The sequence below is a fragment of the Mesorhizobium sp. YC-39 genome (assembly GCF_025753795.1).
GTDB lineage: Bacteria > Pseudomonadota > Alphaproteobacteria > Rhizobiales > Rhizobiaceae > Mesorhizobium.
The window spans coordinates 1,155,025-1,168,613 of record NZ_JAOWPS010000002.1 but is presented as its reverse complement, the minus strand read 5'-3'; the positions used below and the strand labels follow the sequence as shown (position 1 = coordinate 1,168,613).

At 63.0% G+C, this 13,589-nt stretch carries 13 protein-coding genes; 7 read left to right on the top strand and 6 right to left on the bottom strand.

Annotated elements, in window-relative coordinates:
* Window positions 1–20 precede the first annotated feature (20 nt).
* A complete protein-coding gene (locus tag OHD62_RS15170) occupies window positions 21–1,259 on the bottom strand; it encodes an NAD(P)/FAD-dependent oxidoreductase (protein ID WP_263783590.1) in 1,239 nt (412 codons plus the stop codon).
* 199 nt (window positions 1,260–1,458) lie between these two features.
* Between OHD62_RS15170 and OHD62_RS15165 the strand changes: the two genes are divergently transcribed.
* A complete protein-coding gene (locus OHD62_RS15165; RefSeq protein WP_263783589.1) occupies window positions 1,459–2,472 on the top strand; it encodes an AraC family transcriptional regulator in 1,014 nt (337 codons plus the stop codon).
* Between the two features lie 28 nt (window positions 2,473–2,500).
* Here the strand turns inward: OHD62_RS15165 and OHD62_RS15160 are convergent, their stop codons facing one another.
* The 3 genes from OHD62_RS15160 to OHD62_RS15150 all read right to left on the bottom strand — a co-directional run bounded on the left by OHD62_RS15160 (window position 2,501) and on the right by OHD62_RS15150 (window position 6,144).
* The gene (locus OHD62_RS15160; RefSeq protein WP_263783588.1) at window positions 2,501–4,657 is read right to left on the bottom strand and encodes a phospholipase D-like domain-containing protein; all 2,157 of its coding nucleotides are present in this window, start codon (window positions 4,655–4,657) and stop codon (window positions 2,501–2,503) included.
* Window positions 4,654–5,091, bottom strand: a complete 438-nt coding sequence (locus tag OHD62_RS15155) for a hypothetical protein (protein WP_263783587.1) — start codon at window positions 5,089–5,091, stop codon at window positions 4,654–4,656. The genes OHD62_RS15160 and OHD62_RS15155 overlap by 4 nt, the downstream gene beginning before the upstream one ends.
* A gap of 171 nt (window positions 5,092–5,262) precedes the next feature.
* Window positions 5,263–6,144 (bottom strand): LysR family transcriptional regulator, encoded by an 882-nt coding sequence (locus OHD62_RS15150; RefSeq protein ID WP_263783891.1) that lies wholly within the window; start codon window positions 6,142–6,144, stop codon window positions 5,263–5,265.
* Window positions 6,145–6,522: 378 nt separating this feature from the next.
* Between OHD62_RS15150 and OHD62_RS15145 the strand changes: the two genes are divergently transcribed.
* Together OHD62_RS15145 and OHD62_RS15140 are read left to right on the top strand one after the other, a co-directional pair.
* Complete coding sequence (locus OHD62_RS15145; protein ID WP_263783586.1) at window positions 6,523–8,019, top strand: CoA-acylating methylmalonate-semialdehyde dehydrogenase; 1,497 nt, start codon at window positions 6,523–6,525, stop codon at window positions 8,017–8,019.
* Window positions 8,020–8,325: 306 nt separating this feature from the next.
* Window positions 8,326–8,655, top strand: a complete 330-nt coding sequence (locus OHD62_RS15140) for a hypothetical protein (protein WP_263783585.1) — start codon at window positions 8,326–8,328, stop codon at window positions 8,653–8,655.
* Window positions 8,656–8,672: 17 nt separating this feature from the next.
* On the opposite strand, the gene OHD62_RS15135 is transcribed toward OHD62_RS15140, so the two are convergent.
* Complete coding sequence (locus OHD62_RS15135; protein WP_263783584.1) at window positions 8,673–9,002, bottom strand: nuclear transport factor 2 family protein; 330 nt, start codon at window positions 9,000–9,002, stop codon at window positions 8,673–8,675.
* Window positions 9,003–9,155: 153 nt separating this feature from the next.
* Between OHD62_RS15135 and OHD62_RS15130 the strand changes: the two genes are divergently transcribed.
* The gene (locus tag OHD62_RS15130) at window positions 9,156–9,479 is read left to right on the top strand and encodes a winged helix-turn-helix transcriptional regulator (RefSeq protein WP_263783890.1); all 324 of its coding nucleotides are present in this window, start codon (window positions 9,156–9,158) and stop codon (window positions 9,477–9,479) included.
* A gap of 13 nt (window positions 9,480–9,492) precedes the next feature.
* On the opposite strand, the gene OHD62_RS15125 is transcribed toward OHD62_RS15130, so the two are convergent.
* Window positions 9,493–10,146 (bottom strand): GntR family transcriptional regulator, encoded by a 654-nt coding sequence (locus tag OHD62_RS15125; protein WP_263783583.1) that lies wholly within the window; start codon window positions 10,144–10,146, stop codon window positions 9,493–9,495.
* A 103-nt stretch (window positions 10,147–10,249) separates the two neighbouring features.
* Here OHD62_RS15125 and OHD62_RS15120 point away from each other — a divergent pair, with 103 nt between their 5' ends.
* The 3 genes from OHD62_RS15120 to OHD62_RS15110 are packed head-to-tail and all read left to right on the top strand — an operon-like array spanning window position 10,250 to window position 13,489.
* Window positions 10,250–11,143, top strand: coding sequence for a dihydrodipicolinate synthase family protein (locus OHD62_RS15120; RefSeq protein ID WP_263783582.1), 894 nt, complete (start codon window positions 10,250–10,252; stop codon window positions 11,141–11,143).
* Between the two features lie 12 nt (window positions 11,144–11,155).
* Window positions 11,156–12,475 carry an NAD(P)/FAD-dependent oxidoreductase gene (locus OHD62_RS15115; protein WP_263783581.1) on the top strand — a complete coding sequence of 440 codons (1,320 nt, stop codon included), beginning with the start codon at window positions 11,156–11,158 and terminating at the stop codon, window positions 12,473–12,475.
* Between the two features lie 12 nt (window positions 12,476–12,487).
* Window positions 12,488–13,489 (top strand): 4-hydroxyproline epimerase, encoded by a 1,002-nt coding sequence (locus OHD62_RS15110; RefSeq protein ID WP_263783580.1) that lies wholly within the window; start codon window positions 12,488–12,490, stop codon window positions 13,487–13,489.
* Window positions 13,490–13,589: the final 100 nt, after the last annotated feature.

Below are 13,589 nucleotides of genomic sequence, written 5' to 3'. Positions count from 1 at the left end.
CACTGACCTCTGGCTCTCCGCTACCCGGCATGTGCGGCACCTTTGTGAGAACTTGAGGCTGCGGCTGCCATGATTGCGTCGACGTTTTCCGGCGCGAAGAACTCGGCAGGCGATGTGGTCCCGGCGTTTAGCCGCGCAAAGCCGTCCATGGCCTTCTGGTTGCCATGGATCGCGCCGAACAGTTGCTGCATGTCGGGCGGGGGCGGCTCCAGCGTCGCCAGTAGGCAGGTGAATTCGTACATCGCCTTTACCTGTGCATCCCGAGCGTGATGATAATCGCCCATCGCATCCTCGAACGACCGCGTTCCGGAGAAAACCGCGGCAAGTGCGACGGCGCAAAGTTCAGCGTGTCGGAAGGCGTCCATGATTCCTTGCGCCGTGATGAAGTCCTTGTTGTAGCCGGCATCCCCGACGAGCACCCAGCCCGGACCGTAAGGTTTTCGGAAGTAGTTGGGCACGGCTGTGCCGGCAAAACGTGCTTCCTGCCTGGCTCCGCGTAGTCGATCGGCAAACATTGGTGCGAGCTCGATCGTCCTGCGGTAATTTCCTTCAATGTCCTTCTTGTTTTCGGTGAACTCCGCGTATGGCCAGCCGGCAATGACCAGCGTCTGATCGTCATGGGTTGCAACGGCGGCCAAGCCACGGTGCTCGCGGATGTATTGTTCGAACCGGCCTTCCATCGGTAGCCCGCTCCAATAGGTGTAGTATCCGGCGAGCAAGGGCGGCTTGTCGTCGTAATGTTCAGGCCGAACTGCCTCGGCTACGACCGAGTGCCTGCCATCGGCGCCGACGACGATGTCCGCGTGCTCAACAATTGAGCCGCCTTGCTTCGAACGACCCCTTATTCCAACCACGCATCCGTCTTCGATCAAAACCTGGTCGACGGCGAAACCTTCGCGGACCTCGGCACCGGATTCGGCTGCCGCATCGACGAGAAGCTTGTCCAGTATCGTTCGGCGCGGGCAGTAGGCCAGCGGCGCCGCCGGCGTGCCCGGCGAACCGGCAATCGTGAAAGGCCCGAAGTCGAAGGTGTAGGTGTGAATAGGCGGGCATCCCGTCGCTGTCAGCCGATCGAGAAGGCCCCATCTCGACAGAGTGCTCACGCCAAGAGGATGCAGAATATGCGTGGACACCGTGTCGCTCGGAAAGGTGGCGCGGTCGACCAGCAATACACGATAGCCCTGCCGGGCCAGCAGCATCGCCGTCGGAGACCCGGCACAGCGCGCGCCAACGACGATTGCGTCGAATTTCTTGTTCATTTCGATCTCCTCGGGTTCGCCTGCGCTGCGGTCGGCCCCTTTCTTCCCGCGGCTTTGGCGTCTTCGTCTGTCGCACCCGATCAGAGTACGACCATATGGTTCGAAATTACGCGCAGGGCGGGATCAAATCTTTGCCGGAATTCCGTGTTTCTTTGCAGCGGGAGCTGAAGGCGCTGGGCTTGTTCGATCGGAGCGGCGGATGGACGCCTTGTCAGAGGCGCTGAATGCGGTGCGCATGACCGGCGCCATCTTCTATCATGCGGAGTGTACTGCCCCTTGGGGATTCCGGGTGCCCCATGTCAGGGATGTTGCCCATGTGCTCGCTCCTGGAACCGAGCGGCTGGTGAGCTATCACCTGGTCACGGAGGGAAAGGCCGTCGTGTCTTTCCCGGACTCCACGATACCCGTTTCGGCCGGCGATGTGCTGATCATCCCGCACGGCGATGCACATACCGTCTCGAACGGCTCGCCGTCGAAGTTCATGGATAGCGGGAGCACGCTCGGCAGGTTTCTGGCGGGCGATCTCACGACGATGCAGTTGGGTGGCGGTGGCGAGGTGACACGATTCGTCTGTGGTTATTTCGGCTGCGAGCGACACGCGGACAAGCTCTTTCTCGCAGGCCTGCCGCTGATGATCAGGATCAATATCCGCGGCGATTCGGCCGGCGAGTGGTTGGAAAACTCGATCCGTCATCTGGTCTCAGAGGCCGGATGCGGGCGCCCCGGGCAGTCCATTCTCCTGTCGAAGATGGCGGAAGCGCTCTTCATCGAAACGTTGCGGCGCTACATGGAGCGATTGCCCGCGGAGCAGACCGGTTGGCTGGCGGGCGCACGTGATGTGGTGGTCGGCAGCGCGCTGGCGCTGATGCATAGAAGACCTTTCCATCCCTGGACCATAGCCGAATTGGCAATGGAGGTCGGAACCTCACGCTCGGTCCTGGCGCAGAGATTCACGCTTTATCTTGGGGAGCCGCCACTTGCCTATCTGGCGCGCTGGCGACTGCAACTTTCGGCAAGACTGCTTGAAACGACCCAAGAAACGGTGCTGCAGGTGGCGTCGGAGGTCGGGTACGATTCAGAGGCGGCTTTCAACCGGGCATTCAAACGTGAGTTTGGCATTCCACCGGGACAATTCCGAAAGAGGGCATCGCAATCGGACCAGGTGAAAGCCGAGCGCAGAATAACGGTCCGCATGCCGCTTGAAGCCACATGAACGCCTGCTGTTGGCACGAAGTCGGTTCCTAAAAGGCTTGCTTCACCCAGCCCTCCGAGAACAACAGGCGATAGGCCCACGGGACCGTCACATTGGTGGCGACCGGGTTCGAATGGGCGACATAGTCGTCGTAGATCGGCTTCATCCTGGCATAGAAGGCGGGGTCGAGCACCATCATGCCGTTCTCCGAGTCGTGGAAGAAGCTGCGGTTGTTGAGGTTGACAGACGAGATCGTCACCAGCCTTTGATCGATCATAATGATCTTGGAATGCAGCACGACATCCGGCGCCTTGAACTCGCGGATGTCGATGCGGTCGCCATATTTCTCGACGAACAGCTTGTTGAGCGCGGTGAGGAATTTGCCGCCAATGTCGCCCTTGAGATCGATGCGGCCGATAATGTCGATCTTGACGCCGCGCGCCAGCGCGCGGTCGAAGGCCTGGGCCAGGCTAGGCGTCAGATTGAGATAGGGATTGACGATCTCGACATGGTGCTCAGCCGTGTCGATCAGTTCGACAAAATAGCTCTCCAGCGCGTGGCTGTCCGCATAGGGGACGGAGATGAAATGCCGCGCCGTGCCAGGCGGACGCCGGCCATCCGAACGGACCGGAATGGAGAAGGGCCGCGAAATATTGGTATCGGCGTCGCGCAGCCACAGCGTCGAAAGATGCGCGGCGAGCGTCTCGACCGTGGTCCGGTTTGATATCTCGATGTCGAAGTCGCTCCAGTTCGAATAGTAGTTCAGCGACAGTCCGTCGGTCTTGCCATATTGCTGGAGGCCGGGATAGCGTGACAGGTCGACCGGCTTGTGGAACAGGAAGCCGTCATGGATGTTGCGGCCACCGATGATGACGCGCGAGCGGCCGGGATCCTCGGCCAGCGTCGCCAGCATCTTGACGTGATGGGTCTTGTGCAGTTGAGACAGCTGTTCGTCGATCGGCGCGCCATGGTCGGCGCGCCAGCGGTATTCCTGCAATTCGACATTGGGAAATTCGGCGGCCAGCCGGTGCAGCATGGCGTCGTCCTTTTCGCGCTCCAGCACGTCGGTCACCATGATGCGCACCTTGGTGCCCAGCGCAGCATGGTGGCGGATCAGCCGCTCGATGATGCGGCCGGAAAAATCCGCCTTGAACTCCAGCGACGACAGATAGATCAGCTTGAGTTTTGGCGCGCGGGAGAAATCGAGCGGCAGTTCGGGATCGCCCCTGTCGAACGCGCTGTCGGGCAGCGGCACGCCCAGCAGCGCTTCGACCTTGGCATTGAAGCCGTCGCGCGACTTGCGCAGCAGGCGGGGCTGTCCGAGCGTCAGCGTACAGGTCTGCGAGAGCCAGCGGCTGGCGTAGAAGGCGCGCTCGAGCGCATCGAGGCCTGCCGGATCGGGCACGGGACAACGCTCATAGCGGCGGTCCAGGGCGGCGAGCGCCGGATCGGCGACCTCTTCGCGCAGGATGGCGAGCGGAGCGCCCGCCGGGGCAAGGCTGGAGCGGACGGTGAGGTCGCAGCGGTTCAGGATCTCGCTTGGAAACAGGCTGGTGTCGCCGCTCGCCAGTCGGATGCGAAACGCCGCGCCTGCCGGAAAGCTGCGTACGCCGCCGGTCTGACGGACTGCCAGCGTGCCGTCGCAGACGCCGTCGATGTCGACCGGCTCTCTGCCCGCCTGGCGCATCAGGATCTCGACCGAGCGTGCTTGTACGCCGGAAAAGCTGAACGTCTTCGGCCCGGACGGACGCGCCGCTGCGTCGATATAAAGCGTCTGCCGCGACACCCGCCAGCGCCCGTCGAAACGGCCCTCACCCTTTTTTCCATTCGATGGTGGCACCTGTCCCATGGCGACCGGCTTGGCCAATCGTTCCAGCGTCCGGTAGGTCGCCTGGAAGTCGCTGTTGGCGATGTCGTGACGGTCATGCCCGAAAGGGCCGATGCCGTTCGCCCGGTCCATCGCGCCGAGCTGGTGGTGGGCGAGCAGCGCCAGGAAGCGCTTCTCGTAGTCGTTTCCATCCGCATCGCCGAAAAACTGCGCCGCCGCGACCCTTGGACCCGATGCCGTGGCCGACAGTGAGGGGCGAGCGCAGGCGCTTTCGCCGGAGAGGACATCGCAGCTGCCTACGGACCGACCGGCGCAGCCGGTAAGGGTGGCCAGTGCCAGTCCGAGCAGCGCCGTTGCTCCGGCGCGTCGCCGGCTCACCCGGTGGCTCCGTTCATCGCCTTCAGCTGGGCGGGATCGCGCGGCGGCATGAACCCTTGCGGGAAGATCTTGCAGACGGGAAGCGCGAAGGTGGTGATTAAAAGCTCCGCCTGCCTGCGCATCCTTCCTGGCGCCGTCTTGTCGTCGCGGATCGTTTTCGCCGAGGCGACCAGCGCGCCGTCGCAGTCGCAATGGTTGCGGCGGGCGATGTAGCAGGCATCGTGGATCTGGCAGGCGGCATCGAGGCGGTCGACAGGCCGGGCCGAGAGGTCGCCGGTGCGGGTGCCGGGGCCGCAGTAATTGCCGAAGACGAAAGGCGACGGGCGCGCCATCGCATAGCGGACAGACTTGGGCAGTTCCGCTTCCGGCACCTTCGCCCACGGGTTGGCGCAGGCGGAAAGCGCCAGCAGGAGGATTGCAAGAACGGCTCGCATGTCTACCCGCGCCAGCTTTCCCCGGAAATGCCCTGTCCAGCGCGGCGGCACAACAAGGCGTCGGCAACAGCGCATCGCCACACTCGCCGACTTTATGGCGAGGAAAAGGCGAGGTTGTTTTTGATCCATGTCGTTGTCCCGAAACCGGTTCCCACTTTTGGGCGACATGTATCACGCGAACAATCCCCGCTCCTTTTCCACTGCCTTGGTGATGAAGCTGGCGACGATCTGCACGCGGCGCAGCGGCCTGACCGATTCATGATAGACCAGCCAGTAGGCGCGGCGGATGGGTGCGACGATGTCGACCGGTACCAGTTCCGGCATCGAGCGGGCGACGAAAGTATGCAGGATGCCGATGCCGGCCCCGGAACGCACCGCTTCGGCCTGGCCGAGCGCGGAGGAAATCGCGAAGCTGGTGCGCCAGTCGGCGCTGAATTCGGCCGCATAGTCGAGCGAGGGGCTGACGATGAGGTCCGGCACATAGCCGATCAGCGTGTGCTGTCCGAGTTCGGCAGGCGTCCGCGGCAAGCCATGCGCCTCGGCATAGGCGCGGGACGCGAACAGGCCGAGCGTGTAGTCGACCAGCTTGCCCGCCACCAGCCTGCCTTCCGTCGGACGCTCCACGGTGATGGCGATGTCGGCTTCGCGCCTGGACAGCGAGAAGGAGCGCGGCACCGGCACCAGCTGGATGGTGAGTTCGCGGTGCAGGGCCGTCAACGCGCCGAGCCGCCTGGCCAGGAACGCGACGCCGAAGCCGTCCGGCGCGCCGATGCGCACCGTGCCGGAGACGTCGTCGCCTTCGCCGGCAACGGTGGAGCGCGCGGCGATCATGTCGCCCTCCATGCGCTCGGCGATGTCGAGGAAGCGCTCACCGGCCGGCGTCAGCTCGCTGCCAGTGGTGAGCCGGCGAAATAGTTTTGTCCGGAGCGCATCCTCGAGCGCGGCGATGCGGCGCGACACGGTGGCGTGGTTGAGCTCCAGCCGCCGCGCCGCGCCAAGGATCTGGCCGGCACGCGCCACGGCGAGGAATATGCGGACGTCATCCCAGTTCATGGGGGTGACCTTGATGAAAATGGTCAAGGCCGTGTTCCTTCGCGCCCCCCTCTGTCCTGCCGGACATCTCCCCCACGAGGAGGGAGATTGGCCGGCCGCTCCGGCGGCGACTTTCTTGCAACGTTGCGGGTTGGCGAAAGCGGGGATGACAGCCAATCTCCCCCCTTGTGGGGGAGATGTCCGGCAGGACAGAGGGGGGCGTGACGAAGCGCAACTTGAGAGTTCCTGTGACGACAGACGCAGCCTACCATTTGCGGGAATTAATGCACAGACACTCACCGCTATCTACTTCCTGCACAACGGTTGCGTACTCCCTCGCGTTGCCATCGGCCACACAAAGGCGGACAATGCGCCATCACAAATCCAGGGAGAGAAACCATGATCGAATACGGTCATTTCATTGGCGGCAAGCGTGTCGCCGGGACCAGCGGCCGCAAGCAGGATGTCATGCAGCCGATGGACGGCTCGGTGCGCGGCACGGTGGCGCTGGCTTCACAGGCGGAACTGCGCGCGGCGGTGGAAAACGCCAAGGCAGCGCAACCTGGCTGGGCGGCGACCAACCCGCAGCGGCGCGTGCGCGTGCTGATGAAGTTCCTTGAACTGGTCGCCAGGGACTATGACGAACTGGCCGACATCCTGGCGCGCGAACATGGCAAGACCATCCCCGACGCCAAGGGCGACATCCAGCGCGGCCTCGAAGTGGTCGAGGTCTGTATCGGCGCTCCACACATGATGAAGGGCGAATTCACCGACGGTGCCGGCCCCGGCATCGACGTCTATTCGATGCGCCAGCCGCTCGGCGTCGTCGCCGGCATCACGCCGTTCAATTTCCCGGCGATGATCCCGCTGTGGAAGATCGCGCCGGCGATCGCTTGCGGCAACGCCTTCATCCTGAAGCCTTCCGAGCGCGATCCAGGCGTGCCGCTACGCATTGCCGAATTGTTCATCGAGGCCGGCCTGCCTGCCGGCATCCTAAACGTCGTCAATGGCGATAAGGACGTGGTCGACGCCATCCTCGACGATCCCGATATCAAGGCCATCGGCTTCGTCGGCTCGACGCCGATCGCCCACTACATCTATTCGCGCGGCACCGCCTCGGGCAAGCGCGTGCAGTGCTTTGGCGGCGCCAAGAACCACATGATCATCATGCCCGATGCCGACATGGACCAGACCGTCGACGCGCTGATCGGCGCCGGCTACGGCTCGGCCGGCGAGCGTTGCATGGCGATCTCGGTGGCCGTCCCGGTCGGCAACGACACCGCCAACCGGCTGATGGAAAAGCTGATCCCGCGCGTCGAGAGCCTGAAGGTCGGTCCCTCGACCGATTCCTCCGCTGATTTCGGTCCGCTGGTCACGGCGCAGGCGCTGGAGCGGGTCAAGGGCTATGTCGACACCGGCGTCAAAGAAGGCGCCAAGCTGGTGGTCGACGGCCGTGGCTTCTCGATGCAGGGCTACGAGAAGGGCTACTATATGGGCGGCTGCCTGTTCGACAACGTCACATCAGACATGCGCATCTACAAGGAAGAGATCTTTGGGCCGGTGCTCTCGGTGGTGCGTGCGCCGACCTATGAGAACGCAATCAAGCTCGCCAACGATCATGAGATGGGCAATGGCGTCGCCATCTTCACCCGCGACGGCGACGCGGCGCGCGACTTCGCCTCAAGGGTCCAGGTCGGCATGGTCGGCGTCAACGTGCCGATCCCGGTGCCGATCGCCTACTACACTTTCGGCGGCTGGAAGGCATCTTCCTTCGGCGACCTCAACCAGCACGGTCCGGACGCGTTCCGCTTCTACACCAAGACCAAGACGGTGACCTCGCGCTGGCCGTCCGGTGTGAAGGACGGCGCCGAGTTCGTCATCCCGACGATGAACTGAGGTCTGAACCGAACAAGTCCATTCCTTCAAAGCCTCGGACTATGGCCCGGGGCTTCATTTATTCAGAGACAAGTTTGAAATGAATCTGCCGGCTTGGGAGTGCTGCTTGCGCTTTTTCATTGCCGATACCATATATGGAACATAGTGGGAACATTCCCACCGATGGCAGACCGGAACACAGAAAGGAACGACGCGATGATTATGACGTCGGAACCGGCCTGGATCGCTCCGGCGAGATGAGGCCGTCAAGCGCTTGCCTCTTTGGCACCTCTCCTTGCCGGAACGTGATGGCAAAGGAGGTGCCCTATGGCACGCAAATCGCTGTTAGGATGGGTGAAAACCCTGGTTCTCGCTGGCGCATTGGCGCTGGGTACGAATGCCGCGAGCGCCCAATATCAATTCTGCGTTGAACATGGCGACCTCGTCGCCCATTTGAGCGAGCAGTTCCAGGAAAGGCAATACGCTTTCGGGCTGATCGGTCAGGTGGCGGTCATGGAAGTCTTTGTCGCCAAAAGCGGAACCTGGACCATCGTTGTGACCGATCTCGCCGGCAGAAGCTGTCTCGTCGCTGCCGGCGACAATTGGGAAAACGTGGTGGCCCCGGTCGCCACAACGCATGACGACCAGAACACGTGAACGAATGTGGCGGATGGTCATGCGCCGATCTCCAGCCGTGTGATCTGCTCGCCGGCCAGCGTGAAGTTGTAGTGGAGCGTCGCCGGACTGCCGGGGAAATTGCCCGACACGACGCCGGCGACCCGCCATATATCGCCATTGGCCGTCGCGTCAGCGACCTCGACGGTCACCTGGTATTTGCGTGTCGTCGCTTCCATCCAGGCGCGGATGGCGGGCGTACCCTGATGGATCTCGCCTTCGTCCCGGACCATGGCATCCGACGAGAAGGGGACGAGCATCCCGTCGATATCGTGCCGGTTCTTGGCGGCAAAATAATCCGCCAGCGGCCGAGGAAGTGTTACGGTCATGGTTTCGTCTCCGGTTGCTGAGGTCGCCGTCGATGACATCCACGGCCTTGTCCGGTCCCTAAAATGCGGTATGCTGAGGAAATGACAAGAACCGACGAAAAAGTAAGGTACTTGCCTGAAAGTAAGGGCGAGTCCGCAAGCAAGGGTAAAGTGCTGACGCCGACGTCCGCGGCGAGTGGCGTGGAAAATGTACTCCGCATCCTGGAAGGCCGCTGGAAGCTGGTGATCCTGTTCCATTTGTTCGGCGGCAAGGTGCTGCGCTTCTCCGATCTCGAACGGGCGATCCCGGCGATCTCGCAAAAGATGCTGATCCAGCAACTCAGGCAGATGGAAGCCGACGGGATCGTCCGCCGCATCGTGCACCATCAGGTGCCACCGAAGGTCGAATACTGTCTGACCGATTGGGGCCAGGCTCTGTGCCCCGCGCTCGACGCTTTGCTGAAATGGGCGGCGCAGAAGGAGCCGGCTGAGGGCTAGCTCTCACTGTGAATTAGCGCGTGGCCGCCACCTCGGCGTGGCCGCGCAACAGCGCCATCAGGCGCTTGGCATCCTTGGCCGCGGTCTCCTCGTCGCCGGCGAGGATCGAGCGGATCAGCGCGACGTGATGCTCGGCCGATTCGGCGAGCCCGGTGTCGGCCTTGTAGCGGAACCAGAAGCGGCGGCTGTGGGTCTGCAAGGGCGCCGCCAGCCTGGCGGCGAAGGGGTTGTCGGCGGCCAGCGCCAGTGCCTCGTCTAGTGCCTTGTCGGCCTGGATAAAGGCCAGCACATTGCCAGAAATCACCGCCCTCTGCATCGCGAGCGCGGCGTCGTGAAACAGGTCGGCGGCCTCGCGGGTGACGAAGCGGGCGGCCGAGCGGGCCAGGACCACCTCGACGCCACGCCGCGCATCTAGGACGCGCAGCCAATCGCCGGGATGGAGCGGGGCAATCGCGATGCCGGCGCGCGGACGGACATCGAGTAGGCCTTCCCAGGCCAGCCGTTGGATCGCCTCGCGTACCGGTGTGCGGCCGAGCCCGAGCCTGTCGATCAGCGCGCCCTCGGTCACGAAGCTTGCCGGCGCCAACTCCAGCGTTACGATCATGTGCTCGAGCACGCGGTAGGCTTTCGCCGCGGCCGGCTCCGAGCTTGAATTCTCATATACCAATATGACGTCTCCTGATATATTTTTGATATATCATAGCAGATTCAACATTGACAGCAGCTCTCTTAACAAATATATCACTGATATATCAGATGGAGCGACAATTATGTGGACCGGAGTTTTCCCCGCCGTCACGACCAAATTCACTGAGAACGACGGCCTCGACCATGCCGAGATGGAGCGCTGCTTTGGCTTGCAGATGGAGGCCGGCTGCGACGGCATCATCGTCTGCGGCTCGCTCGGCGAAGGGCCGATGCTGTCGCATGACGAGAAGATCGAGGTGCTGAAGACCGCGCAGAAGGTCGCCGGCAAGAAGCCGGTCCTGCTGACGGTCAACGAAGCCGGTACCCGCGAGGCCGCCAGCATTGCGCGCCGTGCGGCGAAGGCCGGTGCGAACGGCCTGATGGTGGTTCCGAGCCCGATCTATCATACCAATCCGCAGGAGACGGTTGCCGCGCTGCGGGCCGTCGCCGAGGCCGGCGACCTGCCTGTCATGATCTATTCCAACCGGCTCGCCTACCGCGTCGACGTCACCGTCGACCAGATGGAGGAACTGGCCTCGGACAAGCGCTTTGTCGCCATCAAGGAATCCTCCGACGACATCCGCCGCTCGACCGAGATCATCAACCGCTTCGGCGACCGCTACGACCTGTTCACCGGCGTCGACAATCTCGCCTTCGAGGCACTGTCGGTCGGCGCCATCGGCTGGGTGGCAGGTCTGGTCACTGCGTTCCCACGCGAGACCGTCGCCATCTACCAGCTGATGAAGCAGGGCCGTCGCGAGGAAGCGTTGAGCATCTACCGCTGGTTCCGGCCGCTGCTCGACCTCGACGTGTCGACTTATCTGGTGCAGAACATCAAGCTTGCTGAGGTTTTTGCCATCAACACCAACGACCGCGTGCGCATGCCGCGGCAGCCGCTGTCGGGCGAGCGCCGCAAGGCGGTTGAGAAAATCGTCAGGGATGCGCTGGCGGTGAGGCCGAAGCTGCCGCAGTTCTGAGGCTCTGCCCACGTGCAAGGAAATTCCAGGTCGACAGAAGCAGGGCGCCGCCCCTCATCCGCCCTTCGGGCACCTTCTCCCCGTGAACGGGGAGAAGGGATAGACATTGCCATCGTCGGAGGCGGCATCATCGGTATTTGCGCCGCTGCCTATCTGGCCGAGGCGGGACGAGATGTCACGATCTTCGATCGGACGGGCATTTGCGAGGAAACGAGTTCGGGCAATGCCGCGGCCTTTGCCTTCTCCGATGTCTTGCCGCTGGCCCACAAGGGCATGATCAGGCAATTGCCGAAATGGCTTGCCGATCCGCTCGGCCCGCTCAGCATCCCGCCTGCCTATCTGCCGACACTCATGCCCTGGCTGGTCCGCTTCTGGCGCGCCGGGCGCAGCGATCGCTACGAGGCCGGCCTTGCCGCACAAGCCGGACTGATGCGGCTTGCCGAGGCTGAGTGGGCCGGGCTGATGGCGCGCTCGGGTACGACAACCATGCTGCGCGAGGACGGCTCGCTCGAACTCTATGAGAGCGAGGCCGAATTCAGGGCGTCGCTGCCGGGCTGGGCGGCGCGCAAACGCTTCGGCATCGGCTTCAGTCATGTCGACGGCGGTGCTCTCGCCGCCTTGCAGCCCGGCCTGTCGCCACGCTTCGTCAAGGGCACATTCGTGCCGGGGTGGAAGACGATTGCCGATCCGAAATTGCTGGGCAAGGCGATCTGGGCCTATGCCGAGACCAAGGGCGCGCGTTTTGAAAAAGCACGGATCGACCGGGTCGAAGCGAGACAGGACGGCGTGACGCTGACGCTGGCCGACGGCAGCGCGCGGCAGGCAAGGCATCTGGTCATCGCTGCCGGGGCATGGTCACATCTCCTGGCGAGGCAGCTTGGCGATCGCATCCCGCTGGAAACCGAGCGCGGCTACAACACGACGTTGCCGAAGAGCGCCTTCGACGTGAAGCGGATGCTGATCTTTTCCGGGCACGGCTTCGTCATCACGCCGCTCGAAACGGGTCTGCGCGTCGGCGGTGCTGTCGAACTCGGCGGTATCGAGCGGCCGCCCAACTTTGCCCGATCAAAGGCGCTGCTGCGCAAGGCGCAAAATTTCCTGCCGGGGCTCGATCCCTCGGGTGGCCGCGAATGGATGGGATTTAGGCCGTCGTTGCCGGATTCGCTGCCGGTGATCGGTCGCACCAGGCAGGGCGGCAATATCATCTATGCCTTCGGTCACGGCCATCTCGGCCTGACCCAGGCGACCGCCACTGCACGGTTGATCCGCGAACTCGTTTTCGGGCAAAATCCGGCGCTTGATCTTTCTTCTTTCTCTCCGAACCGGTTCTGACAGGGTCCAAACATGGCGCGCCATTCCTTCTTCTGCATCGACGGCCACACCTGCGGCAATCCGGTGCGGCTGGTCGCAGGCGGCGGACCGCCGCTCGAAGGCTCGACGATGATGGAGCGGCGCGCCCATTTCCTGGCCGAATATGACTGGATCCGCACCGGGCTGATGTTCGAGCCGCGCGGCCATGACGTGATGTCCGGCTCGATCCTCTATCCGCCGACGCGCGATGATTGCGACATCGCCATATTGTTCATCGAAACCTCGGGCTGCCTGCCGATGTGCGGCCACGGCACCATCGGAACAGTGACGATGGCCATTGAGCACGGACTGATCAAGCCGAAGACCCCGGGCGTGCTAAGGCTGGACACACCGGCCGGACGGGTCGTCGCCGAGTACAAACAGGTCGGCGAATATGTCGAAGAGGTGCGCATCACCAATGTGCCGTCCTTCCTCCATGCCGAAGGGCTGACTGTGGATTGTCCTCAGCTCGGCGAGATCAGCGTCGATGTCGCCTATGGCGGCAATTTCTACGCAATCGTTGAGCCGCAGAAGAATTTTCGCGACATGGCCGACCATTCGGCGGGCGACCTGATCGCCTGGAGCCCGGTGGTGCGGCAGCGACTCAACGAGAAGTACAAGTTCGAGCATCCCGAGAATCCCGGTATCAATCAGCTGTCGCACATGCTGTGGACCGGCGAGCCGACTAACCCCGAAGCCGATGCCCGCAACGCGGTCTTCTACGGCGACAAGGCGATTGACCGCTCGCCTTGCGGCACTGGCACCTCGGCGCGGATGGCGCAACTCCACGCCAAAGGCGCGCTCAGGGCTGGCGACGATTTCATTCACGAATCGATCATCGGCTCGCTGTTCAAGGGCAGGGTCGAGAAAGAGGTCCAGGTGGCGGGCAAGCCGGCGATCGTTCCCTCGATCGGCGGCTGGGCGCGCATGACTGGATTGAACACGATCTTCATCGACGACCGTGACCCGTTCGCACATGGATTCGTCGTCAAATAGGGAGAGTCCTGACCCAAGGGAAAGCAAGGAGATGTGAAAAGGATTGCGCTCGCCGGCGCAACGATCCTTCTCATCAACTTATTTTGACGGCGATTTCTTC